The following is a 23,610-nucleotide window of genomic DNA, read 5'->3' as shown; positions in this document are numbered from 1 at the left end:
CCGCACGGCGGCCCGCCACCCCGGCAGGGCCCGCCGCGAAGGCAGGGGCCCGGCCCGGATCCACGCATGCCACCGCAGCGCTACCGCGCCGACGGCCCCCCGGTTCCGGGTGGGCGGCCGCGCCAGCCGGGGGCCGACCCGTCGGTGGCCCTGCTCACCCATGATGACGACGACGCCACCGCCGTCGTGTCCGGTCACGGGCCGGGTGCCCCGGGTGCGGACCGGTCCAGGCGCCCCGCACCGGCCGCCCGCGGGAAGAAGAAGGTCTCACCGTGGCGCCGCGTGCGCCGGATCTCCTACGTCGTGCTCGGCCTGCTCCTGCTCGGCCCGTTCGTCGCGTTCGTCATCGGCTGGTTCGTGTTCCCCGTGCCGTCGTCGCAAGAGGTCTCGCTCGCGCAGGTCGCCAACTTCACCTTCGCCCGCGGCGAACCCCTCGCCACGGTGCGTCAGGACAACGTCAACCGCGTCGCCGTCACCCTCGACAAGGTCCCGAAGCACGTGCGCGACGCGGTGCTGTCCGCTGAGGACCGGTCCTTCTACTCCAACCCCGGCTTCGACTTCATGGGCATCGGGCGGGCTGTCTACAACCAGCTCACCAACCGTGCGGGCGGTGGCTCGACCATCACCCAGCAGTACATCAAGGTCTCCACCGGGGAGGACGACGCCTCCCTGTGGCGCAAGTACAAGGAGGTCGTCCTCGCGGTCAAGATCTCCAAGGAGAAGACCAAGGACGAGATCCTCGAGAACTACCTGAACACGATCTACTTCGGCCGCGGCGCATACGGCATCCAGGCGGCGGCGAAGGCGTACTTCAACAAGGACGTCGGGGAGCTCACGGTGTCCGAGGGCGCGATGATCGCCGGCATCATCCAGTCCCCGTCGCGGTGGGACCCTGCGAAGAACCGGGAGAAGTCCGAGGAGCGGTGGGACTTCGTGCTCGACGGCATGGTCGAGAAGGGGTGGCTCGACCGTGGTGAGCGCGCGGCCCAGACCTTCCCCGAGCTCCCGGACATCCCGGAGCAGGCCGAGGCCGGCATCCCCGGCGACGACCGCTACCACATCTACGAGCGCGCCCTGAAGGAGCTCGAGGCGAAGGGCATCACCGCGGACGTCATCAACACCCGCGGCGTCACGGTCACCACCACGGTCGAGCAGCCGCTGCAGGCCGAGGCGGTGGACACCGTGACGAAGCAGCAGGACAAGCAGCCCAAGAACCTGCGTTACGGGCTGGTCTCCATCGACCCGAAGACCGGGGCGATCGTCAGCTACTACGGCGGGAAGGAAGGGCTGGCCCTCGACTACGCGGGCGAGGCGTTCCGCCAGCCCGGGTCGTCGTTCAAGCCCTTCGTGCTGGCCGCCGCGCTGGAGAACGACCCCACCTTCGGGCTCGGCACCGAGATCGACGGTACCGGCCCGAAGGCGTTCACGGGCAGGCCCGGCGTGGTCCGCAACGTCGAGGGCGTCAGCTGTGAGAAGTGCGGCGCCGAGTTCGCCATGACCGAGTCGATCAACACGTGGTTCTACCAGCTCGGGATCACCGTCGGCCCGGGCAACGTCGCCAAGGCGGCCCACCAGGCCGGCATCCCGGACGACCTCCTGCAGAACCCGACCGGCGGTATCGCGCTGGGCGACAAGGAGGTGCACCCGGTCGACATGGCTTCCGCGTACGCCACGTTCGCCGCCGAGGGCAAGTACCACGAGCCGTACATCGTGTCCAAGGTGGAGGCGGCCGACGGCGAGATCCTCTACGAGCACAAGGACACGGAGCGGCAGGTCATGTCGCAGCAGGTGGCCCGCAACGTGATCGAGGCGATGCTCGGCGTGGCCCCCAAGAAGGGTTACGACCTCCCCGGGCAGCAGGTCGCCGCGAAGACGGGCACCGCCCAGCTCGAGGGCAGCGCCAAGGACAACCGCGACGCCTGGTTCGTCGGCTTCACCCCGAACAAGGCCACGGCGGTCTGGGTGGGCACCGACAAGAGCGAGCCGATCCGCGACAGCCGGGGCAACCCGATCTTCGGCAGCGGTGTGCCCGGCCAGATCTGGCACGCCTTCATGAAGGAAGCCACCGAAGAGGACCCGGCAGAGCAATTTTCCCAGTTCGTCGCGATGGGTGAGGCGCCGACCCCCGACTCGGACTCCTCGGAGACCGAGTCGTCCGACGAGGACTCCGAGGACTCCGAGGACTCGGACAGCGACGAGGACCGCGACAGCGACTCCGGGAGCTCCTCGGACGACGGGGACAGCGGGTCCTCTCGCGACAGCAACTCCCGGTCGAACAACTCGGACGACGGCGGCAGCAGTGGCGACCAGCCCACGTCCTTGGACACGCAGGACAGCGGCACGTCCGGCACGCCCCGCTCCTCGGGGGGCTCGGCGAACCGCGGTCAGTCGGACCGCTCGGCGCTGAACAGCACGTCCGACCCCGTCGGGTGAGCTCGCGGGTGCGGGTGCGGGAGCCGGACCACCCGCCCGCGCGTGTCGTCCCCACGTGGACCGAGCCGCTCGCCGCTGCCGCCGGCCGGCTGGTCGGAGGGCCGCTCGGCCGGCACGCCCTGGTCGGCCGGAGCCGCTTCTGGACGCCGCTGCGCGTGATCCTGCTGCTCGCGGTGGCGGTGCTGGCCATGGGCTGGCTCGGCAAGGCCCCCTGCCTGCAGCAGTACACCACCGACGACGGCACCGTCGCGCTCGACTGGCGCAACAACCGCCAGTACGTGGCGATGTGCTATTCCGACACCGTCCCGCTCTGGGGTATCGAGGGGCTCGACCGCGGGGCGGTGCCCTACCGCGACCCGTGGGTCGAAGGGGAGGGCACCGACGACGAGAAGGTGCGGTACATGGAGTACCCGGTGCTCACCGGGTTCTTCCAGTACGTCAACGCGCGGCTCGCCGACGCCTGGGTGTCGGCGGCGGGCGTGGTCCCGATCCTGCCGACGGCCCTCCCCGTCGTCGTGTACTTCGACATCAGCGCGGCGTGGCTGGCGCTGGCGTGGCTCGTCGCCGTGTGGGCGGTCCGTGCCCTGCGACCGAACCGGCCGTGGGACGCGGCGCTCGTCGCGCTGTCCCCGCTGGTGGCGGTGCACGTGTTCACCAACTTCGACGCGCTCGCCGTCGCGTGCGCCGCGGCGGGGATGCTCGCGCTCGCCCGGCGCAGGCCGTTGCTGGCCGGCGCGTTGCTCGGTATCGGCGGCGCCTTCAAGTTCTACCCGCTGATGCTGCTCCTGCCGGTCCTGCTCGTGGCGATGCGCAGGCGCCGGCTCAGCACTGCCCTGCAGACGATCGGCGCGGCGGTCGGTGCGTTCGTGCTCGTCAACGCGCCGGTGGCACTGCTCTACCCCGTGGGATGGGCGGAGTTCTTCCGGCTCAACCGCACCCGCCCCGCCGATCCCGACTCGCTCTACTTCGTCGTGCAGTACTTCACCGGCTGGCCCGGGTTCGACGGCAAGCTCGCCGAAGGTCAGGCGCCCGCCGTGCTCAACGCCGTCTCGGCAACGCTCTTCGTGCTGTGCTGCGCCGCGATCTGCGTGCTCGCGCTGCGCGCACCACACCCGCCGCGGCTGGCATCACTGACGTTCCTCACGGTTGCGTCGTTCCTGCTGGTGAACAAGGTGTGGAGCCCGCAGTACTCGCTGTGGCTCGTGCCGCTCGCGGTGCTCGCGCTCCCGCGCTGGCGGCTGCTGCTGGCGTGGATGGCGGTGGACGCCCTGGTGTGGGCGCCGCGGATGTACTACTACCTGACCCCCGCCAACAAAGGACTGCCGCCGGACTGGTTCCTCGGTGCTGTCGTGATCCGCGACGCGTTCGTGGTCGTGCTGTGCGTGCTGGTGGTGCGCTCGGTGCTCCGCCCGGACACCGACCCCGTGCGGATGGCGACCCCGGGTGAGTGGCCGGCCGTGCTCGACGCGGATCCCGACTGGCCTGCTGTCGCGCGAACTCCACCGAAGGTGGTCAGCACCGCCAGCTGAGGGGTGGCACGCTGCCGGGGTGGGCCTCTCCCGCGATCAGGTCGAAGCCGCGTTGGGCCGCTTCGCCCACCGGCCGCTCGACCGGCCGGACCTCAAGCGGGCCGCCGTCGGGATCACCCTCGTCGCGGACGGCGCGGCGCTCCTGCTCACGCGGCGCGCGGCGACGTTGCGCGGGCACCCCGGCCAATGGGCCCTCCCCGGCGGGCGAACCGACCCGGGCGAGGCCCCGGGCGCGGCTGCTCGCCGCGAGCTCGCCGAGGAGCTCGGCCTCGTGCTGGACGCCGACGCCGAGCTCGGCCTCCTCGACGACTACGCCACCCGGTCCGGATACCTGATCACGCCGGTGGTGCTGTGGGCGGGCATCGCGCCGGTGCTCCGGCCCAACCCGGTGGAGGTGGCCGAGGTGCACCGGGTGCCCCTCGACGTGATCGACGTGGAGCCGCGGTTCGTCACGATCGCCGAATCGGACGCGCCGGTGATCCAGCTGCCGATCCTCGACCGGTTGGTGCACGCGCCCACGGCGGCCGTGCTGCACCAGTTCCGCGAGGTGGTGCAGCACGGCCGTCCCACGCGGGTGGCGCACTTCGAGCAGCCGGTGTTCGCCTGGCAGTAGGCGGACTGGACGAGTAAGTCCGAACTCGACGGGACTCCGGCTGGCGCTGGAGCGACTGTGAACGTTCCGCGGAACGCGATCCGCGTGGGCGTGCACATCGTGTGGGGTCGGTGCACATGTCCGGCGGTGTGTGCGGTGGCGGCACGGTGTGCACGGTGGTGCTGAGACCGCTGATCACGGCCACAGCCCACCATCATCAGCGGAATCGGGACATGAGCCGCACCTATGCGGCTGTAACCCATTCCTGCTGATCATGGGCCTTCGCGCGGATACCTGGCGCCCGGGCTGGTCGCGCCTGAGCATGTGGGATTGGTCGGGGGTGAGGGTCGGCACCACCGCAGGTTGCGTGGCACCAGGCCTGCAGTGTCGTCCCCGGCCGCCGTGCCCCCGGCGTCGGGGACGGCCGTCCACGCAACCACTGAATTCGGTAGTGAACCCAACCCAGCCACCCACCGAGGCGAGGGGGCGATTGGAACAGAGGAGCACCCGAGAGGCCGATCAGCAGGGGGAGCGCAGAGAGGCCCGGGCCGGGAACGGCGCGCCCACCGACGGCTTCCCGACCAGGCGGACCCGACGGGAACCGATCGACAGAAGTCAGGGACTGCATCGCCCGGGCGACCATGATCCGAACTGGCGGTTGCTCATGGCTGCGGCCACAACCATCGACGCCCGATACACCGGATCTTGAATGTCAAGATCGCATGTATCGGTTGCCCATTGCTGTCGGCACAGCTATGGCGAACCGATACTCCGGATCATGCCCGCGACCACCGGACGGGCCCGGCACGAGCACCGAACGGCGTGATCACAACACCCGTACTGGACGAGCAAGTCCGACCCGGTCAGTGGTTGTAGGCGAGCAGTGCCATGTTCACCGCCGGCCCGCCAGGACCCGCTCGTCTAGGGACGCGCCGCCCGTGCCGTCCTGCGCAGCGGCGTGGGTGCGTAGGTGTCGGCGGGGAGCGCGGCCTCCTCGTCGGGGGTGAGCAGGTCGAGCTCCTTGCGGGAACCGACGTCCAGCCAGTCGTGGGCCAGCCGGCGGGCGAGGTAGTCGCCCACCGAGGCGGCGTGCGGGATGTCCGGGTCGTCGGTCATGCCCATCGGTTCGAAGCGCTGGTTGCGGAACTTCGCCACGAACTCCTCCAGCGGGACGCCGTGCTGCAGGCCGAGCGAGATGGCGGCCGACAGCAGGTCCATGAGGCCGGCCGTGGTGGAGCCCTCCTTGCCGAACTTGGCGAACACCTCCCCCAGCGACCCGTGCTCGTCGGCGTTGGCGATGACGTAGAACTCGGTGCCTGCGACCTCGAACGAGGTCGTGGTGCCCTGGCGGGACCGGGGCATCCGCCGCCGTGCCGATGGGGCGGGGTCGCTGGTGCGTGCGGGAAGCGCCATGAACGGGCCGACGTCCTTTCGATGCCACATGTAGGTGATTTGTGCGACATTGTCACTAGATGTTGTGGTTTCGCACCGTACCGCGAGGGCCTGAAAATTCGGTGGCGAAACGCCGTCCCGGCCGGCGAGTGCCGACGATCGGGTGCTCCGGCCCGGCCATGACCGCGGCCGCCACGGCCGTCGCTGCCGTGAGGGCCAGCGCGATCCAGAACGCCTGCTGGACGGCGGCCGTCGCCGTGGCCGGGTCCCCGCCGTCCAGCCCACGCAGGACGACGGTGCCGAGGGCGGCGGTGCCGAAGGTGGCGCCGAGCTGCTGCACCGCGTTGAGGAGGCCGGCGGCGGAGCCCGTCTCGTGCGGGGCCACCCGGGCCAACGCGGTGGTGAAGAACGGGACGGTGAACAGCCCCAGCCCGACGCCGCACACGCCGAGCGCCGACAGGGTGGCCCAGCCGCCCGCAGGCGCGTGGGCGTACGCGGTGACGGTGGCGAGGAGCCCGAACGCGAGGACGGCGAGGCCGACCTGCATCACGCGAGCGCCGTAGCGGGGCACCAACCAGGTGCCGGCCACCCACGACGCCACCGCGGATCCCGCCGTCCAGGGAAGCAGGGCCAGGCCGGCCGACAGCACGTCGCGGCCGAGCCCCAGCTGGAGGTGCAGGACGATGACCAGCATCAGCCCGTTCATGACGGCGAAGAAGAGCGTGGAGGCCACGAGCGCAGCGGGGAACCTGCGGTCGGCGAACAGGCTGACCTCGACCAGCGTCGCTCGGCCGCGTGCGGCGGCGATGCGCTGGGCGACGCCGAACCCGACGAGCGTGGCGAGCCCCGCGGCCACGATCGCCCAGGTCCACCGAGGCCAGCCCCACTCGCGGCCTTCGATCAACGGGTAGACGACCAGCGCGAACCCGGCCACGGCCAGCACGGTCCCCGCGAGGTCCAGCCGGGGGCGGTCCGCGGCGGCGTTCTCGAGCAGCACCGGGGCGCAGCAGAGCACCGCGACCACGAGCGGGATGTTGATCAGGAAGGCCGCGCGCCACGACCACCCGAGGAGATCGGCGTCGACGACCAGTGCGCCGAGCGCAGGCCCGCAGATCGCGGCCAGCCCCATCACCGGGCCGATGCTGCCCAGCGCCTTCGCCAGTTCCCTGCCCTCGAACATCGCTTTGACCAGCCCGAACGTCTGGGGGATGACGAACGCGGCTGCGGCCCCCTGCACGGCTCGCCAGCCGATCAACACGGAGACATCCGGGGCGAGCGCACAGCCGACCGAGGCGATGCCGAACCCGGCCACCCCGATCAGGAAGACCCGCTTGCGGCCCGCGATGTCCCCCAGGCGGCCGCCCGTGATCAGCAGCAGCGCGAACGGCAGCGTGTATGCGGCGCCGAGCCACTGCACATCGGCGGTCGAGCCCCCGAGCACCGCGTGGATCGTCGGCGCAGCGACCTGCACGATCGTCGCGTCGAGCAGGTTCATCGCCTCGGCCACGAGCAACGCCACCAGTGCGAGCCAGCGCCATCTTTGAGTCATGGCGGCAGATTCGGTTCGGGGTGCGCGCACTTCCAGCTGCCAGCCGAAAGCTGGCTGTTCCTTTCCATCCCGAGGCCGGGGGCGCAGGATCGTTCCGTGCTGGACGACGTCGATCGGGGCCTGGTGCATGCGCTGCACATCGACGGGCGGGCCCCGTTCGCACGGATCGCCGAGGTGCTCGGTGTGTCCACGCAGACGGTCACCCGCCGCTACCAGCGTCTGCGGCGCGAGGCGGGCCTGCGCGTGGTCGGCCTCACCACGCCCGGCCAGACCGCGGACAGCCGGTGGATGGTCCGCCTGACCGCGGCCCCCGCCACCGCCGGCGACATCGCGCGGTCACTGGCGCGACGCCCCGACACCTCCTGGGTACGGCTCACCTCGGGCGGAACGGAGATCGTCGCCGTCGTCACGGCACCGATGGCTGGTGGTTCGTGGCCCGCGCTGGTGCTGCACGACATCCCACGCACCGCGAGCATCAGCACCGTCAGCGCCCACGCACTGCTCCACACCTACCTCGGTGGCCCCACGACGTGGCCCGGCCGCACGCAGGCCCTCGACCACGCCCAGCAGGACCGGCTCAGCAGGCCCGCACCGGTCGTCGAGTGCGCTCCCGAGCGCGTCGAGCTGAACCCGAGCGAGCAGCGCATGCTCGCGGTCCTCACCCGCGACGGGCGCGCCGCCTACGGCGAGCTCGCCGCGGCGACCGGGTGGTCGGCCGCAACCGCGGCCCGTCGCCTGTCCGACCTGCGCGACCGCGGAGTGATCTTCTTCGACGTCGAGATCGACGACACCCACCTCGGCGTCGCAACCCGCACCATGCTCTGGCTGTCCGTGGCGCCGGCCGATCTCGACGCCACCGCCCGCGCCATCGCCGGCCACGCGGAGGTCGCCTTCGTGGCCGCGATCACCGGTACGTACAACCTCGCGGCCCAGGTGCTGTCCTCTGGGCCCGCGGCGCTGCACGGCTACCTGACGGGCCCGCTCGCCGACCTCGGCGCCATCCGCGCCATCGAGACGACACCCGTTCTGCAGACCCTCAAGGCGCTCTAGTGTCCCCCGTGGCACCCACCGACTCGGCCACCGGCGTGCGCCGCGGTAGCGGCCCGGCGGCCAGCCGGTCGGGAACGCGCAGGAACACGACGAACAACGCCAGCAGCAGCGCCGCCCGGCCCCACACGCCGACGGTGACGGCCTGGGCGGCGAAGCCGTCGTAGATGCCGGACGGGAGGCCGGCGTGGAGCTGGTAGTACCAGCGGAAGATGCCGATCCCCATCGCGAGGTCCGCGAGGAGGTAGGCGGCCACGAGTGACCACGGCACCTGCACCAGCACGAAGAACGGCAGCAGCCACAGCGTGTACTGCGGCGAGTGGACCTTGTGCAGCAGCAGGAAACCGCACAGCATCGCGGCGCTCACCCCGACCCACGGGTAGACGCCGTCGCGGCGGAACCGCCACCAGCCCAGCGCGACGGCCACCGCGAACGACAGCAGCACGAGCGTGGGCGAGAGCCAGTCCATGGTCGACTGGAAGTCGACGTTGTCGGGGTCGGACTCCGGGCGGAACCCCCAGAACCAGATCGAGTTGGTGGTGAAGTCGACCTTGCGCAACTGCTGGAACGTGAACGACGCCCGCCAGCCCTCGTAGCCCGCGAGCATGAACGGGACGTTCACCAGCACCACGGTGGCCGTCGCCGCGAGCGGCACGCGCACCGCTGCCCGCCAGTCCAACCGGCCGGGGCGCGACTCCGCGAGCACGTACAGCGCCAGCGGCAGCACGAACGCACCCGGGTAGAGCTTGAACGCGAAGCCCAGCCCCAGCAGCACCGCCGCAACGGTGCCGCGCTGGGCGAGGGAGCGGTCGGTGCGCCAGCCGTGCACGGCGAAGACGGCCGCGACGGCGCAGGCGACCACGGGGAGGTCCCAGTTGTGGAAGGCGTAGAGCACGACGGGCGGCCCCAGCGCCCACAGCAGGGCGCGCCACCGCGCGAGCCGGCCCAGCAGCCATCCGGTGAGCAGCCCGAACGGAGCCATCAGCAGCGCCGACCCGAGGAGGAAGCCCGCGTCGGTGTGGGCGAACAGCGCACCGGCCCAGATCAGCAGCCCGGTGAGCACCGGGTACTCCACGGAGCCGCCGAGCAGCTGCCCGTCCGGGGTGATCGACCCGCTCACGTACGGGAAGACGTGGTGGTCGATGTCGCGGCCGATCCACAGGTGCTGGATGTCGGAGTAGCAGACGTCGCGCTCGATGCGCACCCCGTAGTCGGGTGTGCTGCGCCCGTTGTCTTCGAACTCCGGCCCGGTGCAGCGGGCCTTGTTCTCGTAGCCGAGCAGCAGCGTGATGCCGGTGAGCAGCACGAGCACCGCCAGCACGACGCGACCGGTGCGGGCGAGCGGGTGCACCGAGGTCGCAACCCGCTCGCCACGGGCGGTGCTCAAAGCGGCGCCGGTCACGGCCCCGACCCGCTCGCGGGCTCCGCCATCGCAGCCGGCATCACGATCCGAGCCGCTCACGCAGGAAGGCGATGTCGGCGGCCTGACCCTCGGCCGGTGTCTCGACCACGACCGGTGCCCCCGCCGCTGCGCAGACGGCGACCAGCGCATCGGGATCGATCGTGCCGTCGGCGATGTTGGCGTGGCGGTCGCGCGAGGAGGCGAACTCGTCGCGCGAGTTGTTGAGGTGGACCAGGTCGATCCGACCGGTGATGGCCTTGGCGCGGTCGACGACGTCCACCAGCTCGACGCCCGCGGAGTACGCGTGGCAGGTGTCGAGGCAGAAGCCGACCCCGAACTCGCCGACCGCGTCCCACAGGCGGGCCAGGTCGTCGAGCTTGCGGGCCATCGCGTTCTCGCCGCCCGCCGTGTTCTCGATGAATATGGGGACCGCGAACCCGCCCTCGTCCGCCTGCCGCTCGATGAACTTGCGCCAGTTCTCGAAGCCCTTCGTGGCGTCCTCGCCCTGCGTGACGTGCCCGCCGTGGACGACGAGCCCGATCGCGCCCAGCTCGGCGGCGAGCTCGGCGTGCTGCACCACGATCTTGCGCGACGGGATGCGGATGCGGTTGTTCAGCGAGGCGAGGTTGACCGGGTACGGCGAATGGACGACGACCGTCAGGTCGCTCTCCCGCAGCTGCGCCGCCTGTGGATGGCTCGGTGGCTTCTTCCAGCTCTGCGGGTCGGCGAGGAAGAGCTGCACGATGTCGGCGCCCCGTTCCGCCGCCGAGACGAGCGGGTCGTCCTCGCGCGCGTGTGCCCCGATGAGCATGCGGGCCAGAGTAGTGACCACGCCCGACAGCGGCGCCATGGGTGCGTGTGCGATCGCCAACGCGGGTCCCGCGCGCGGTCCCGCGCGTTCGCGCTGGTAGCCTCGATGCGTCACCCCGACCGGTGCTCGCCGAGCGCCGTGCGCGCCGCCGATGGCGGCGATTCTGTCGGGGTCTGGTGAGAACCTCCTGTCGCGGAAGGACCGCGGCCGTTCCAGTCCATAGGAGGTGAGTGGTTCTCATGCGTCATTACGAGCTGATGGTCATCCTCGACCCGAGCCTTGACGAGCGCACTGTGACGCCGTCCCTTGAGACGTTCCTCAACGTCGTGCGCACCGACAAGGGCACTGTCGAGAAGATCGAGGTGTGGGGCAAGCGGCGACTCGCCTACGAGATCGCCAAGCACGCCGAGGGCATCTACGCCGTCCTCGAGGTCACGTGCGAGCCGGCCACGGTCGCCGAGCTCGACCGCCAGCTGGGGCTCAACGAGTCCGTGCTGCGCACCAAGGTGCTGCGGCGCGAGCGGAAGAAGGCCGCCGCCGAGCCGAGGCGGGCCACGCCCGTCGCCGCGGGCTGAGGGCGACCAGCGAGATGGCCGGCGAAACCGTCATCACGGTGATCGGCAACCTCACCGCCGATCCCGAGCTGCGCTTCACCCCGTCCGGGGCCGCGGTCGCCAACTTCACGGTGGCGTCCACCCCGCGCACCTTCGACCGCCAGTCCGGCGAGTGGAAGGACGGCGACGCGCTGTTCCTGCGGTGCAACGTCTGGCGGCAGGCGGCGGAGAACGTCGCCGAGTCGCTCACGCGCGGCATGCGCGTGATGGTGTCCGGGCGGCTGCGGCAGCGGTCGTTCGAGACCCGTGAGGGCGAGAAGCGCACCGTCGTCGAGCTCGAGGTCGACGAGGTCGGCCCGTCGCTCCGCTACGCCACGGCCAAGGTCAACAAGGTCAACCGGGGCGGCGGCAGCGGGGGCTTCGGCGGCAGTGGCGGTGGTGGCGGCGGTGGCGGCGGCGGCGGGTACGGCGGCGGTCCCGCCGACGACCCGTGGGGATCCGCGCCGCCTGCCGGCAGCGGCCCCATCGCCGACGACGAGCCCCCCTTCTGACCCACGCCTCTAGCAACAACCAGGAGAACCACCCATGGCCAAGCCCGTCCTGCGCAAGCCCAAGAAGAAGGTGTGCGCGTTCTGCAAGGACAAGGCCCAGGAGATCGACTACAAGGACACCGGCCTGCTGCGGAAGTTCATCTCCGACCGCGGCAAGATCCGGGCCCGCCGGGTCACCGGCAACTGCCGTCAGCACCAGCGTGACGTCGCGGTCGCGGTCAAGAACTCCCGCGAGGTCGCGCTGCTGCCCTACACCTCGACCGCGCGCTGAGGGGGAGTACCGGTATGAAGCTCATCCTCACCGCCGACGTGCCCAACCTGGGCGCACCCGGCGACATCGTCGAGGTCAAGGACGGCTACGGCCGCAACCTCCTGCTCCCCCGCAAGCTGGCCGTCGTGGCCACCCGGGGTGCGGAGAAGCAGGTCGCAGCCATCCAGCGCGCCCAGCGCGCCCGCCAGATCCGCGACCTCGGCCACGCCAAGGAGGTCGCGGGCGAGCTCCAGGCGCTCAGCCTCACCATCAAGGCGAAGTCGGCAGGCGACTCCGGACGCCTGTTCGGTTCGGTCACGGCCGCCGACGTGGTCGATGCCGTTCGCACCGCCGGCGGGCCCGCCCTCGACCGGCGCACGGTCGAGGTGCCGGGTCAGATCAAGACCGTCGGCACCCACAAGGTCACCGTGCGGCTGCACCCGGAGGTCACCACCGAGCTGGACGTGAACGTCGTCGCCAGCTGATCGGCCTTCGCACGACAGAGCGAGCCGTGTCCGCGCTTCCGCGGACACGGCTCGCTCTTTTTGTTGCGGGTCCACAGACGCCTCACTGCCATCCGTGCCGTTACTCACAGTGAACGGGGCGAAACTTCTCTCCAAGATTTTCGTTCGGTCCCGTTAACGTTTCCGTGCCCTCCGGAGAGACACTGGATCACCTGTCCAGGTGGCACGCCGGGAAGTTACGGCGACGTCGCCGAGTGATCGATCGGACGCGCCGAGTGGGCGATCTCGGCGGCGTGGCGACACGCCGAAGACGGCCGAACCGGCGTGTCGCGAGAGAAAGTTGTCCACATCTCCCTATAGTGCGCTGACCTGCCTATATGCCTTTGATCGACGAGTTGTCCACACGTCTTCCACAGGTTGCCCTCTACGCGTTCCTGGCTCGATGCCGATCCGTCCCCAGCTGGTCCACAGCCCCGCGCACAGGCCGGTTTGGTCGGCTCGGAGCAGGCCCTTAACCTGCTTTCCGGGGTGCGAGGACTCGACTCGGCCGACGGTTCCCGTTCTCCGGGACGTCATCCGGACGTCGTCGAGCTTATCGAACCTTTGTTCGATACAATGGCGGCAGGGGGTGACGCTGCGTATGGCTCTGGCTGACGACCGTCCGACGGGGAGGCCTCGTGCCGTCCGCCCGGGGGGCGACGGGGTCGACCCGACTGGGATGTTCGACCGTCAGCCGCCGCAGGACCTCACGGCAGAGCAGTCGGTCCTCGGCGGCATGCTGCTGTCCAAGGACGCCATCGCCGACGTCGTCGAGATCCTGCGCCCCGACGACTTCTACAAGCCGGCCCACCAGACGGTCTACGACTGCATCCTCGACCTCTACGGCCGCGGGGAGCCCGCCGACGCCGTCACGGTGTCCGCGGAGCTGCAGCGCCGCGGCGAGCTGATCCGGCTCGGCGGCGCGCCGTACTTGCACACGCTGATCGCCACGGTGCCCACCGCTGCCAACGCGGCCTACTACGCCGAGATCGTCGCCGAGAAGGCGATCCTGCGCCGCCTCGTCGAGGCCGGCACGCGCATCGTGCAACTCGGCTACCACGGCGCCGACGGTGCCGAGGTCAACGACGTCGTCGACCGCGCACAGGCCGCCATCTACGAGGTCACGGAGCGCAGCACCAGCGAGGACTTCGTCCCGCTCGAGGAGCTGCTCCAGCCCACCATGGACGAGATCGACGCCATCGCCTCGCGCGGCGGCGTCGCCCTCGGCGTCCCCACGGGCTTCGCCGACCTCGACGCCGTCACCAACGGGCTCCACCCGGGACAGATGATCGTCGTGGCGGCGAGGCCGGGACTCGGGAAGTCGACGCTCGGACTGGACTTCGCCCGCTCCTGCTCCGTGAAGCACGGGCTCACGAGCGTCGTGTTCTCCCTGGAGATGAGCAAGTCCGAGATCGTCATGCGCCTGCTGTCGGCGGAGGCGCGGATCCGGCTGGCCGACATGCGCGCCGGCCGGATGAGCGACGACGACTGGACGCGCATGGCGCGGCGGATGAGCGAGATCAGCGAGGCGCCGCTGTTCATCGACGACTCGCCCAACCTCACGCTGATGGAGATCCGGGCCAAGGCGCGCCGGCTCAAGCAGCGCCACGACCTGAAGCTGGTCATCCTCGACTACCTGCAGCTGATGACGTCAGGGCGCAAGGTCGAGTCCCGGCAGCAGGAGGTGTCGGAGTTCTCCCGGCAGATCAAGCTGCTGGCCAAGGAGCTCGAGGTGCCGGTGGTGGCGATGAGCCAGCTGAACCGTGGTCCCGAGCAGCGCACCGACAAGCGGCCGCAGCTCTCCGACCTGCGTGAGTCCGGGTCGATCGAGCAGGACGCCGACATGGTCATCCTCCTGCACCGCCCTGACGCGTTCGAGCGCGACGACCCCCGGGCGGGCGAGGCCGACCTGATCCTGGCCAAGCACCGAAACGGCCCCACGAGCACCATCACGGTGGCCCACCAGCTGCACTACAGCCGCTTCTCCGACCTGGCCCACGGCTAGACCGGTTGCGGCATCGACCTCATCCGTGAAGTGATCGTGCGACGTCGTCGGGCGCGGCGTCGGTGGGAAGTGGTTCGCGGTGGTCGGCGCGCAGGCCGTCGAGGGAGATGCGCAGCAGCCTGTTCCACATCTGCGGGCGGCAGTCGTCGGTGATCTGGACGGCGTGGCCCAGCGAGAGCAGCAGGAGCAGCAGGTCGTCTGTGGTCACGCCGGGGCGTAGCAGGCCCGCGGCCCCGGCGCGGGCGCACAGCTCCTCGATGACGAGCCGGAGTTGCCGGATGCCGTCCAGGTCGGGGACCGACCAGGTCAGGGCGAAGTTCTCCATCATCGCGCGGTGGCGCGCGCAGCCGGTCAGGGCCTGCTCGTAGAAGTCGGTCAGTGCAGCCCAGGGGTCCTCGGCGTCGGTCGCCGTCCGGCGCGCGGATTCCGCCCAGCGCGAGAAGTCCTGGCGCAGGACCGTGTGGACGAGATCCTCCTTCTTCGGGAAGTGCCGGTAGAGGGTGCCCATGCCCACCCCGCTGCGGCGCGCGATCTCGCGCACGTCAACCGCGGTGCCCTGCTCGGCCAGCACTTCGGCGGCGGCCTCGACGATCGCCTCCCGGTTGCGGATCGCGTCCACGCGCGGTGCGCGGCGCCGGGCGGAGTCGTCCGGTTCGGCCACTGCCATGCGGACGAGCATACCGCCTTATGCGGAGCAGATGCTCCGCTCTGTGCTAGCGTGCGGAGCATCTGCTCCGGATAGTGAAGGGGATGTCATGTCCGACCCGACCACGGCGACAGAGGCCGAGGCTCCTACCGCGGCAAGCTGGAACGACCGGATCATCGCCGAGTTCCGCACGAACGCCGGATACGTGCGGTGGAGCAGCGAAGAGGAGTTCGCCGCGGGTCGCCCCATCCCGCCCCGGATCCCCGGGTTCGACGAGCGGGGCATCCCCCTGATCCTGGTGCACCACATCGGCGCCAAGACGGGGCGCGAGCGGATCAGCCCGTTGTTCTACCAGCCGGTCGGCGATGGCTGGGCCGTCTTCGGAACGCACGGTGGCAGTCCGGAGCACCCGGTCTGGTACCGCAACCTCATGGCGCACCCGCAGGCCACGGTCGAGGTGGGCGCGGAAAGAGCGCCGGTCGTAGCTCGGCTCGCCGAGGGCGCGGAGCGCGAGCGGATCTGGGCGGAAGAGGTGGCGCTCGTCCCGAAGTTCGCCGAGTTCGAGGCGGCCGCGGGCAGGCAGGTCCCCGTCGTCGTGCTGGAACGTGTCCACGCAGAAGCCGCCACCCCGCCCCTCCGGCCGTAGAGCGCCCGAAATCGGTTGCACCCGCTCGAGGCGGTGGTCACGATCGCCACCGTCCTCGTCACCGGCGACCGGAGCCCTCCTGATGCGCGAACTCCTCGGAACACCCCAGCGTCCCCATCGCTTCGTGGTATTCGAGGACTTCGTCGCCCATGCCCCTCAACATCGGGATTCTCGCTCACGTCGACGCCGGTAAGACCAGCCTGACCGAGCGCCTGCTCTTCGACACCGGCGCGATCGCGCGGCTCGGCAGCGTCGACGGCGGCGACACCCAGACCGACACCGGCGCCATCGAGCGGCAGCGCGGGATCACCGTCCGCTCGGCGGTGGCGGCGTTCACGGTCGGCGCCACCCAGGTCAATCTGATCGACACCCCGGGCCACCCCGACTTCATCGCGGAGGTCGAGCGCGCGCTCGGCGTGCTCGACGGGGTGGTGCTCGTGCTCTCCGCCGTGGAGGGGGTGCAGGCGCAGACGCGCGTGCTGATGCGCACGGTGCGCGACATGCGGCTGCCCACCCTGCTGTTCGTCAACAAGATCGACCGTCGCGGCGCGCGGCACGAGGACCTGCTCGCCGAGGTCAGGCGCACGATCACCCCCAGTCCTGTCAGGATGACGAGAACCGCCGGCCTCGGCACCCGGGGGGCTGCCGCGCGCGCCGAGCCCCTCGACGCGCCCGAGATCGTGGAGGCGCTCGCGGAGACCGACGACCGCGTGCTCGCCCGAGTCGTGGACGGCCCGCCGCTGACGGCCGCCGAGGCCGGGGAGGCGCTGGCGGCCGGCACCGCCGCTGGGCGGGTCCACCCGCTGTACGCGGGTTCCGCGGTGAGCGGTGCGGGCATCCCGGCGCTCCTCGACGGGATCGTGCGGCTGCTCCCGCCCGCACCGGTGGTGGCGGCCGCCGAGCCGCAGGGCACCGTCTTCGCCGTCGAGCGGACGCCGTCCGGGGAGAAGCTCGCCTACCTGCGCCTCTTTGCAGGTGAGGTGCGGCCGCGGCAGCGCGTCGTGATCCACAGGCGCCGCCGGGACGGCGGCTGCGAGGAGCGGTCGGCGCAGGTGACGTCCCTCCGGGTGGTCGGGCGGAACGGCATCGCACAGCTGACGGCCGGTGACATCGGCCGGCTCGGCGGGCTGGCACCGAAGGTGGGAGACCGGATCGGCCCGGACGGTGCGGAGGAAGGGCCTCGTTTCGCCCGCCCGACGCTGCGCACGGCCGTGCAGCCACGCGACCCGGCCGACGCGGGCCGCCTGCACGCGGCGCTCATGAGCCTCGCGGACGAGGACCCGCTGATCCACGCGCAGGTGGTCCCGGGCGGCGCCACCGAGGTGTTGCTGTACGGCGAGGTGCAGAAAGAGGTGATCGCCGAACGGCTCGCGGTCGAGCACGGCGTCGAGGCGGATTTCACGCCGAGCCGGATCGAGTGCGTCGAGCGGCCGGTGGGCGTGGGCGAGGCCGCCGAGGAGTTCGGCAGGCGCGGGCCCGCGCTCGGCCGCTTCTGGGCGACGGTCGGACTGCGCGTCGAGCCGGGGCCCCGCGACAGCGGCGTGGCCTTCCGGTACGAGACCGAGCTCGGGGCGCTGCCGCGCGCCTTCCACACCGCGATCGAGGAGACCGTGCACCTCGCGAGCAGGCGGGGACCGCACGGCTGGGCGGTGACCGACTGCCGGGTCACGCTCATCCGCTCCGGCTTCGAGGCGCCGATCAGCGTGGCCGCCGACTTCCGGGGCCTCACCGCGGTGGTGCTGGCCGCGGCGCTCGAACGGGCGGGCACGCAGGTGTACGAGCCGTACCACGCCTTCGAGCTGGAGATCCCGGCCGACGTGCTGAGCGAGGTCGCCTCGCGGATCACGGCGCTCGGGGCGCGCATCGCGGAGACAGCGGGTGACGCCACCCGGTGGCAGCTCGCGGGCACCGTTGCGGCCAGCAGGCTGGACACGGTGCAGCGCAGCCTTCCCGGACTCACCCGCGGCGAGGCGGTGTGGTGGACCCGGCCCTCGGCCGATCAGCCGATTCCGGGAGCGGGTCTCACCTGAGGTGTCACCGTCGCCAGAACAGGTGGTGGGTCACGCCGCTCGGGCTGGGCACGACCTCGAGGTGGAACCGGTCGAGCAGCTCGTCGGGCGACTCCCACAACCGCACCCCGGATCCGAGCTCCACCGGCGCGACCGCCACGTGCATGGTGTCGACGAGGTCGGCGTCGAGGAACTGCCGGATGGTGCTGGGGCCGCCGCCGAGCCGCACGTCCTTGCCCTGCGCCGCCTCCCGTGCCCGCTCGAGGACCGTGGCCGGATCGCCCTCGACGAAGTGGAACGTGGTGTCGGAGAGTGTGAACGACGGGCGCTCGTGGTGGGTCAGCACGAACACCGGGGTGCGGAACGGTGGCTCGTCGCCCCACCAGCCGCGCCAGTCGTGGTCGCGCCACGGGCCGCGCAGCGGGCCGAACTTGTTGCGGCCCATGATCTCGGCACCGATGTTGTGGGTGAAGTCCCGCGTGAAGTAGTCGTCGAGGCCGCGGCTCCCGCCCGGGTCGGTGCGGTTGGGCCAGCTCGCCGTGGCCCCGGCCCAGGCCCACAAGCGGCCGGGGTCGGGAAGGCCGAACGGCCGCTCGAGGCTCTGGTGCTCACCCGCGCCGATACCGTCGCGCGAGACGTTGAAGTTCTGGACCCTCAGCATCTGCTTCACGTGGAAGGGTCGGAGCCGCAATCCGGCTCTTGTCAGGCACGTCGAGTGACGCTCGTCACAAGGGGGCTCGATGACCGACCACCCGACGCCGTCGGCGCGCGCTCGCGAGCTGGTGCGCGGGACCTACGACGTGCACGTCCACGTCGCCCCGGACGTGATGCGGCGGCGGATCGACGACGTGGCCCTCGCGGAGCGGTTCGCGGCCGTCGGGATGGCCGGGTTCGTCCTCAAGTCGCACTACGTGCCCACGGCGGAACGCGCCGAGGTGGTCCGCCGCGCCCGTCCCGGGATCGACGCGTTGGGTGCCATCACGCTGAACGCGTCCGTCGGCGGGCTGAACCCGATCGCCGTGGAGATCGCCGGCCGCGGCGGCGCCCGGTTCGTCTGGCTGCCCACCGTCGACAGCGCCAACCAGCGCGGCTGCCAGCAACGCGAACCCGAGGGCGCGAGGCCGCCGATGTGGGCGCAGCTGCAGGCCGACCTCGCCACGGCCGGCATGGCCGCCGAACCGGTCGACGTGCTCGACGACGGGGGCGTCGTCCTGGAGCGCACCCGGCAGGTGCTGCGGCTCGTCGCGGCGCACGACATGACGCTCGCGACCGGCCACCTGCACCAGGACGAGTCCGCCGCGGTCGTCGACGCCGCGCTCGAGGAAGGGGTGCGCCGCATCGTGGTGACGCACCCCGAGTTCACCTCGCAACGGATCGGCGTGCCGCGCCAGCGCGCGCTCGCCGAGAAAGGCGTTGTGCTGGAACGTTGTTACACAACCCCGTACACCGGCAAGGTGCCCTGGGACGTGTGGCTGGGGAACATCCGCGAGGTCGGCCCGCGCCACTCGGTGGTCTCCAGCGACCTGGGCCAGCCCTTCAACCCGCCCGTGGAGGACGGCCTCGCGCTGGCCGCCGACCGCCTCCTGGACGCCGGCTTCACCGAGGGCGAGGTGCGGCTCATGACCGTCCACAACAGCAGGTGGCTGGCCGGGGCCGAGCCGCTGCCGGACGCGCCCGCTGACCTTCTGCCGGGCTAGCGGGCCGCGTGCTCCGCGATCAGCCGCGTCGCGTCCTCCGCGACCTCGATCGTCGCGAGGTGGGCGGCGGGCAGCACCTCGAGCCGGGCGTCGGGGATGCCTTCGGCGATCGTGCGGGCGTGCGGCTCGACCGGCGTCGACGGGTCGGCGGAACCGGCGATCACGAGCGTGGGCGCGGTGATCGCGCCGAGGCGGTCGCGGTGGTCCCACACCTCGAGCGCCTGGCAGCACGCGAGGTATCCGGCGTCGGGGGTGCGTGCGACCCAACCCGCCGCCTCGGCCACGACGTCCGGGTGCGCTGCGGCCCAGTCCGGCGTGAACCACCGCGACACGATCCCGTCCGCGAGCGGAGCGGTGCCACCGGAGGAGACAGCCGCGATGCGCTCCTTCCAGACCGTGGTGTCGGGGAAGTTGGACGAGGTGCAGCACAGCGTGAGGTTGGTGATCCGCTCCGGCGCCTCCGACGCCAGGTACATCCCGACCATCCCGCCGAGCGACAGCCCGCACCACGCCACGCGCTCCAGGCCGAGCCGGTCGAGCAGGGCGAGCACGTCGTCCGCGAGGTCGGCCATCGCGTACGGCCCGGGAGGTACCGGGGAGCCGCCGTGCCCCCGGTGGTCCAACCGGATCACGCGGAACCGCTCGGTGAGCGGCGCGACCTGGGGTCGCCACATCTCCAGGGTGGAGCCGAGGGAGCCGGACAGCACGAGGACGGGCGCGTCGCGCGGCCCCTCGTCGACGTGGTGCAGGTCGACGGCCACGCTCAGCTCGCCTTCGAGCCGACGGTGCGCATCCCGCGCAGCGTCTCCAGCTCGGTCGTGCTCGGCGGCGCCGTGATGACGAGATCGGCCGAGACCTGCAGCGGCCACCCGGTCTCGGCCCGCACCTGCTCCACGGTCACGCCCTGGTGCAGCGTGGTGAGCACCAGCTCGGCCGTGTCCGGGTCCGGTTCCAGCACCCCGAGATCGGTGATCACGCGGACCGGGCCGGCCCCGCGCAGCCCGAGCAGCTCGCGGTCGCCGCGGCCGCTGCCGTTCCCGACCGACGTCACGAAGTCGACCTGCTCGACGAAGGCCCGGTGCCGGTGCCGCATCACGACGATCACCTCCCGGCAGGACGCCGCGATCTCGGGTGCGCCGCCCGAGCCGGGCAGCCGGACGGTCGGCTCGTCGTACTCGCCGATCACCGTGGTGTTGATGTTGCCGAGCCGGTCGACCTGAGCGCCGGAGAGGAACCCGACGTCGATGCGGCCGGGCTGGAGCCAGTAGTTGAAGATCTCGGGAACGCTGACGACGCTCAGCGCGGAGTCGGCGAGGATGCCGTCGCCGATGGAGAGCGGGAGCTCCGCCGGTTTCGTGTCGAGGGTGCCCGACTCGTAGATCAGGACCAGCCGCGGGGCGTGCAGCCTGCGGGCGAGGTTGGCGGCCGTGGACGGCAGGCCGATCCCGACGAAGCAGACCTGGCCGTCGCGCAGGGCACGGGCGGCCGCGATGCTCATCATCTCGTCGGCGGTCCAGGTCGCTGCCGGCTGCGTGCCGGCTACGGGCTCCGCGGTGTCCGTCATGAGGGCGCCTCCCCGGCGAAGAGTTCGTCGGCGCTCATTCCGCCTCCTCGATCGTGCGTCGCCAGCGCAGGAACGCCTCGCGGTCGCGGCTGATCGCGTCCCACGCCCGGTACGCGGCGTTGTCGCGCTCGTAGTAACCGTGCGCGTAGGACGGGGCGGCGCCGCGCGGAGCCGTCGCCACGGCATCGACCACCCACCCCGGCAGCACCACGGCCCCCGGCACCGGCGTCAGCTCGTCGACGACCTCCTCGACGGTGACCAGCGACCGGCGGGCCGCGAGCACGGCTTCCTTCTGCACGCCGGTGATGCCCCACAGCTGCACGTTGCCGTCGCGGTCGGCTCGCTGGGCGTGCACGATCGCGACGTCCGGGTTGAGCGCGGCGACGGCGGCCAGGCGCTCGCCCGTGAACGGGCACTCCACCGTGGAGATCGTGTCGGTGTGGTCGGGCAGGTCCGTGCCGCTGTAGCCGCGGAGCACCGCGAACGGCAGCCCCGACGCGCCCGCCACGTACCGGTTGGCCATCCCGGCGTGGCTGTGCTCCTCGATCCGCAGGGGCACTGGCCAGGCGTTGGCGAGTGCGTCGCGCATCCGGTGCAGCGACCCGACGCCGGGGTTGCCTCCCCAGGAGAAGACCAGCTTGGACGCGCAGCCCGCCCCGATCATCTGGTCGTAGATGAGGTCGGGGGTCATCCGCACCAGCGTGAGGTCCCGCCGGTGCTGGCGGATGATCTCGTGGCCAGCTGCGAACGGGATCAGGTGCGTGAACCCTTCGAGCGCGACGGTGTCGCCGTCGTGCACGAGCTCCGACACGGCCTGCGGCAACGGCACGATCTTGGCCACGCCGGAACGGTAGTGCGCTCGTCCCGGCCCGGCAATCGACGGCGCTCCCTTTCCGGCATGTGGCACCACCGGGTGACCCTCATGACGCTGGGCGAGGCGCCTGTCACGTTCTGCGGCGGCGGCTGCGGCCCAGTGCAATGGTGTGCGGGGTGAGCACCCTCTCCGACACCCGCCCCGCCGCCGCATCCGGGCGCTTCAGGCTGGGCGGCGAGCAGGGCCGCCCGGTCCACCGTCTCGGCTTCGGCACGATGCGGCTCACCGGTCCCGGCGTGTGGGGTCCGCCTGCCGACCGCGCCGCAGCCGTTGCCGTGCTGCGGCGTGCGGCCGACCTCGGTGTCGACCTCTTCGACACGGCCGACTCCTACGGCCCCGACGTGGCCGAGGAGCTCCTGCGCGAGGCACTGCACCCGTACGACGGCCTGACTATCGCGACGAAGGCCGGACTCCTGCGCACCGGTCCCAACGAGTGGCACGCATACGGCAGGCCGGAGTACCTGCGCCAGCAGTGCGACCAGAGCCTGCGCAAGCTCGGCGTCGAGCGGATCGACCTCTTCCAGCTCCACCGCGTCGACCCCCAGGTCCCCGCCGCCGAGCAGTTCGGCGCACTCGCCGAGCTGCAGGCCGCCGGCAAGGTCGCGGCCGTCGGGCTGTCCGAGGTCGGGGTCGACCAGATCGAGGCGGCCCGCCTCGTCGTCGACGTCGCCACCGTGCAGAACCGCTACAACATCGCCGACCGCAGCAGTGATGACGTCCTGCGCTTCTGCACCGAGCAGGGCATCGGCTTCATCCCGTGGGCGCCGATCGCGGCCGGAGGGCTCGCCCGGCCGGGCGGGGCGCTCGACACCACCGCACGGCGGCTCGGCGCCACCCCGGCGCAGGTCGCGCTGGCGTGGCTGCTGCAGCGCTCCTCGGTGATGCTCCCGATCCCGGGCACGAGCGACGTGACGCACCTCGAGGAGAACGTCCGCTCGGCCTCCCTCCCGCTCGATCTCGACACCGTCGAGGAGCTCGACACCGCCGCCTGATCCGTGCCGCTGGGCCGAAGCTGTGCGTGTTGTCCGGTTACTCGGGCGAGCGCTGCGACACGCGGAATCCACCCGAACGAGGGGAATCGGGTCCCACCCCTGTAACGGGTGTGATCCAGCCGTTTCCACGGCGGAGTGTCCCCGTTGTGGGTGGTGATGCGCCGAACGGCCCAGCCGGGACAGGGCCGCACGCTCGATCGACGGCGCATGAGATCACGACGGAGGTGACGTGTGTCCGAGCTGGTGACGGACCTCGACTGGTGGGCGGCCACCCGCTATCCGAATGCCGACGAGGAGTGGGGACCGGCGTCCGGCAGGCATGCCTACAACGAGGACGCCGCGCTGACGCCGATCTTCCACGCACTGACGCGGGGCGGCTGGCGCGGTCGCCAGTACGAACCCGCGTACTCCGCCGACCACCGGGGCGACCACCGGGCCGAGCCGGTCGACGAGTTCGACCGCGACCCGCTCACCGCTCCGATCCCCGTCGAGCCTCCCGTCTCGCCCCGCAGGCGCCGCGAACGGCGGGAGACCGGGCGCCACCGCCGCGGGCACTGAAGGCCG

The 23,610-nt window shown here is 71.5% G+C and carries 23 protein-coding genes; 14 read left to right on the top strand and 9 right to left on the bottom strand.

The window, feature by feature from the left end; all coding sequences use genetic code 11:
* Positions 1-66: 66 nt before the first annotated feature.
* The 3 genes from FB388_RS36765 to FB388_RS36755 are packed head-to-tail and all read left to right on the top strand — an operon-like array spanning position 67 to position 4,575.
* A complete protein-coding gene (locus tag FB388_RS36765) occupies positions 67-2,433 on the top strand; it encodes a transglycosylase domain-containing protein (RefSeq protein ID WP_142107270.1) in 2,367 nt (788 codons plus the stop codon).
* Entirely contained in the window at positions 2,430-3,962 is a 1,533-nt protein-coding gene (locus FB388_RS36760) for a glycosyltransferase family 87 protein (protein ID WP_142107269.1), read from the top strand. Before FB388_RS36765 ends, FB388_RS36760 begins: the two co-directional genes overlap by 4 nt.
* A gap of 19 nt (positions 3,963-3,981) precedes the next feature.
* Complete coding sequence (locus FB388_RS36755; protein WP_142107268.1) at positions 3,982-4,575, top strand: NUDIX hydrolase; 594 nt, start codon at positions 3,982-3,984, stop codon at positions 4,573-4,575.
* A gap of 900 nt (positions 4,576-5,475) precedes the next feature.
* On the opposite strand, the gene FB388_RS36750 is transcribed toward FB388_RS36755, so the two are convergent.
* Both FB388_RS36750 and FB388_RS36745 read right to left on the bottom strand, forming a co-directional pair.
* Positions 5,476-5,967 carry a TSCPD domain-containing protein gene (locus tag FB388_RS36750; protein WP_142107267.1) on the bottom strand — a complete coding sequence of 164 codons (492 nt, stop codon included), beginning with the start codon at positions 5,965-5,967 and terminating at the stop codon, positions 5,476-5,478.
* A gap of 55 nt (positions 5,968-6,022) precedes the next feature.
* Complete coding sequence (locus FB388_RS36745; RefSeq protein WP_142107266.1) at positions 6,023-7,495, bottom strand: MFS transporter; 1,473 nt, start codon at positions 7,493-7,495, stop codon at positions 6,023-6,025.
* A 96-nt stretch (positions 7,496-7,591) separates the two neighbouring features.
* Here FB388_RS36745 and FB388_RS36740 point away from each other — a divergent pair, with 96 nt between their 5' ends.
* Complete coding sequence (locus FB388_RS36740; protein WP_142107265.1) at positions 7,592-8,545, top strand: Lrp/AsnC family transcriptional regulator; 954 nt, start codon at positions 7,592-7,594, stop codon at positions 8,543-8,545.
* Here the strand turns inward: FB388_RS36740 and FB388_RS36735 are convergent.
* A complete protein-coding gene (locus FB388_RS36735) occupies positions 8,532-10,004 on the bottom strand; it encodes a glycosyltransferase family 87 protein (protein WP_425468606.1) in 1,473 nt (490 codons plus the stop codon). The two genes, FB388_RS36740 and FB388_RS36735, sit on opposite strands and share 14 nt — an antisense overlap.
* Positions 9,985-10,755: a deoxyribonuclease IV gene (locus FB388_RS36730; RefSeq protein ID WP_142107263.1), complete on the bottom strand. Its 771-nt coding sequence runs from the start codon at positions 10,753-10,755 to the stop codon at positions 9,985-9,987. Before FB388_RS36730 ends, FB388_RS36735 begins: the two co-directional genes overlap by 20 nt.
* Before the next feature lie 239 nt (positions 10,756-10,994).
* Between FB388_RS36730 and rpsF the strand changes: the two genes are divergently transcribed.
* The 5 genes from rpsF (at position 10,995) to dnaB (ending at position 14,618) form a co-directional block, all read left to right on the top strand.
* Entirely contained in the window at positions 10,995-11,330 is a 336-nt protein-coding gene (gene rpsF, locus FB388_RS36725) for a 30S ribosomal protein S6 (RefSeq protein ID WP_142107749.1), read from the top strand.
* Positions 11,331-11,344: 14 nt separating this feature from the next.
* On the top strand, positions 11,345-11,860 hold the full coding sequence (locus FB388_RS36720) for a single-stranded DNA-binding protein (RefSeq protein ID WP_142107262.1): 516 nt from the start codon (positions 11,345-11,347) through the stop codon (positions 11,858-11,860).
* A gap of 34 nt (positions 11,861-11,894) precedes the next feature.
* Positions 11,895-12,131 (top strand): 30S ribosomal protein S18, encoded by a 237-nt coding sequence (gene rpsR, locus FB388_RS36715; protein WP_013678623.1) that lies wholly within the window; start codon positions 11,895-11,897, stop codon positions 12,129-12,131.
* Between the two features lie 14 nt (positions 12,132-12,145).
* Positions 12,146-12,595, top strand: coding sequence for a 50S ribosomal protein L9 (gene rplI, locus FB388_RS36710; protein WP_142107261.1), 450 nt, complete (start codon positions 12,146-12,148; stop codon positions 12,593-12,595).
* Between the two features lie 619 nt (positions 12,596-13,214).
* A complete protein-coding gene (gene dnaB / locus FB388_RS36705) occupies positions 13,215-14,618 on the top strand; it encodes a replicative DNA helicase (protein ID WP_142107260.1) in 1,404 nt (467 codons plus the stop codon).
* A 19-nt stretch (positions 14,619-14,637) separates the two neighbouring features.
* On the opposite strand, the gene FB388_RS36700 is transcribed toward dnaB, so the two are convergent.
* Positions 14,638-15,285 (bottom strand): TetR/AcrR family transcriptional regulator, encoded by a 648-nt coding sequence (locus FB388_RS36700; protein ID WP_142107259.1) that lies wholly within the window; start codon positions 15,283-15,285, stop codon positions 14,638-14,640.
* Positions 15,286-15,373: 88 nt separating this feature from the next.
* On the opposite strand from FB388_RS36700, the gene FB388_RS36695 reads away from it, so the two are divergent.
* Both FB388_RS36695 and FB388_RS36690 read left to right on the top strand, forming a co-directional pair.
* Positions 15,374-15,910: a nitroreductase/quinone reductase family protein gene (locus FB388_RS36695; protein ID WP_142107258.1), complete on the top strand. Its 537-nt coding sequence runs from the start codon at positions 15,374-15,376 to the stop codon at positions 15,908-15,910.
* Positions 15,911-16,059: 149 nt separating this feature from the next.
* A complete protein-coding gene (locus FB388_RS36690) occupies positions 16,060-17,940 on the top strand; it encodes an elongation factor G (RefSeq protein ID WP_142107257.1) in 1,881 nt (626 codons plus the stop codon).
* A 4-nt stretch (positions 17,941-17,944) separates the two neighbouring features.
* Here FB388_RS36690 and FB388_RS36685 read toward each other — a convergent pair whose 3' ends face one another.
* A complete protein-coding gene (locus tag FB388_RS36685) occupies positions 17,945-18,589 on the bottom strand; it encodes a dihydrofolate reductase family protein (RefSeq protein ID WP_142107256.1) in 645 nt (214 codons plus the stop codon).
* Positions 18,590-18,659: 70 nt separating this feature from the next.
* Between FB388_RS36685 and FB388_RS36680 the strand changes: the two genes are divergently transcribed.
* Positions 18,660-19,616: a DUF6282 family protein gene (locus FB388_RS36680; protein WP_142107255.1), complete on the top strand. Its 957-nt coding sequence runs from the start codon at positions 18,660-18,662 to the stop codon at positions 19,614-19,616.
* Here FB388_RS36680 and pcaD read toward each other — a convergent pair.
* From pcaD to FB388_RS36665, 3 genes are read right to left on the bottom strand one after another with little or no spacing between them, the layout of a single operon-like run.
* The gene (gene pcaD, locus FB388_RS36675) at positions 19,613-20,377 is read right to left on the bottom strand and encodes a 3-oxoadipate enol-lactonase (protein WP_142107254.1); all 765 of its coding nucleotides are present in this window, start codon (positions 20,375-20,377) and stop codon (positions 19,613-19,615) included. The genes FB388_RS36680 and pcaD overlap by 4 nt on opposite strands.
* Before the next feature lie 2 nt (positions 20,378-20,379).
* Positions 20,380-21,180 (bottom strand): CoA-transferase subunit beta, encoded by an 801-nt coding sequence (locus tag FB388_RS36670; RefSeq protein WP_142107253.1) that lies wholly within the window; start codon positions 21,178-21,180, stop codon positions 20,380-20,382.
* 34 nt (positions 21,181-21,214) lie between these two features.
* On the bottom strand, positions 21,215-22,021 hold the full coding sequence (locus FB388_RS36665; RefSeq protein WP_142107252.1) for a CoA transferase subunit A: 807 nt from the start codon (positions 22,019-22,021) through the stop codon (positions 21,215-21,217).
* 149 nt (positions 22,022-22,170) lie between these two features.
* Between FB388_RS36665 and FB388_RS36660 the strand changes: the two genes are divergently transcribed.
* On the top strand, positions 22,171-23,046 hold the full coding sequence (locus FB388_RS36660; protein ID WP_281290525.1) for an aldo/keto reductase: 876 nt from the start codon (positions 22,171-22,173) through the stop codon (positions 23,044-23,046).
* A gap of 231 nt (positions 23,047-23,277) precedes the next feature.
* Complete coding sequence (locus FB388_RS36655; protein WP_142107250.1) at positions 23,278-23,604, top strand: hypothetical protein; 327 nt, start codon at positions 23,278-23,280, stop codon at positions 23,602-23,604.
* The last annotated feature ends 6 nt before the right edge of the window (positions 23,605-23,610 follow it).

The sequence above is a fragment of the Pseudonocardia cypriaca genome, assembly GCF_006717045.1.
Taxonomy (GTDB): domain Bacteria; phylum Actinomycetota; class Actinomycetes; order Mycobacteriales; family Pseudonocardiaceae; genus Pseudonocardia; species Pseudonocardia cypriaca.
The sequence above is the reverse complement of the archived record's forward strand: the minus strand, read 5'-3'. Positions and strand labels throughout refer to the sequence as shown.

What these genes read in the sequence shown, in the direction of transcription:
- FB388_RS36765 (WP_142107270.1), top strand. Translation starts at nt 67, where the DNA reads ATGCCACCGCAGCGCTACCGCGCCGACGGCCCCCCGGTTCCGGGTGGG.
- FB388_RS36750 (WP_142107267.1), bottom strand. Translation starts at nt 5,967, where the DNA reads ATGGCGCTTCCCGCACGCACCAGCGACCCCGCCCCATCGGCACGGCGG.
- FB388_RS36745 (WP_142107266.1), bottom strand. Translation starts at nt 7,495, where the DNA reads ATGACTCAAAGATGGCGCTGGCTCGCACTGGTGGCGTTGCTCGTGGCC.
- FB388_RS36730 (WP_142107263.1), bottom strand. Translation starts at nt 10,755, where the DNA reads ATGCTCATCGGGGCACACGCGCGCGAGGACGACCCGCTCGTCTCGGCG.
- rpsF (WP_142107749.1), top strand. Translation starts at nt 10,995, where the DNA reads ATGCGTCATTACGAGCTGATGGTCATCCTCGACCCGAGCCTTGACGAG.
- FB388_RS36720 (WP_142107262.1), top strand. Translation starts at nt 11,345, where the DNA reads ATGGCCGGCGAAACCGTCATCACGGTGATCGGCAACCTCACCGCCGAT.
- rpsR (WP_013678623.1), top strand. Translation starts at nt 11,895, where the DNA reads ATGGCCAAGCCCGTCCTGCGCAAGCCCAAGAAGAAGGTGTGCGCGTTC.
- rplI (WP_142107261.1), top strand. Translation starts at nt 12,146, where the DNA reads ATGAAGCTCATCCTCACCGCCGACGTGCCCAACCTGGGCGCACCCGGC.
- dnaB (WP_142107260.1), top strand. Translation starts at nt 13,215, where the DNA reads ATGGCTCTGGCTGACGACCGTCCGACGGGGAGGCCTCGTGCCGTCCGC.
- FB388_RS36700 (WP_142107259.1), bottom strand. Translation starts at nt 15,285, where the DNA reads ATGGCAGTGGCCGAACCGGACGACTCCGCCCGGCGCCGCGCACCGCGC.
- FB388_RS36695 (WP_142107258.1), top strand. Translation starts at nt 15,374, where the DNA reads ATGTCCGACCCGACCACGGCGACAGAGGCCGAGGCTCCTACCGCGGCA.
- FB388_RS36690 (WP_142107257.1), top strand. Translation starts at nt 16,060, where the DNA reads ATGCCCCTCAACATCGGGATTCTCGCTCACGTCGACGCCGGTAAGACC.
- FB388_RS36680 (WP_142107255.1), top strand. Translation starts at nt 18,660, where the DNA reads ATGACCGACCACCCGACGCCGTCGGCGCGCGCTCGCGAGCTGGTGCGC.
- FB388_RS36670 (WP_142107253.1), bottom strand. Translation starts at nt 21,180, where the DNA reads ATGACGGACACCGCGGAGCCCGTAGCCGGCACGCAGCCGGCAGCGACC.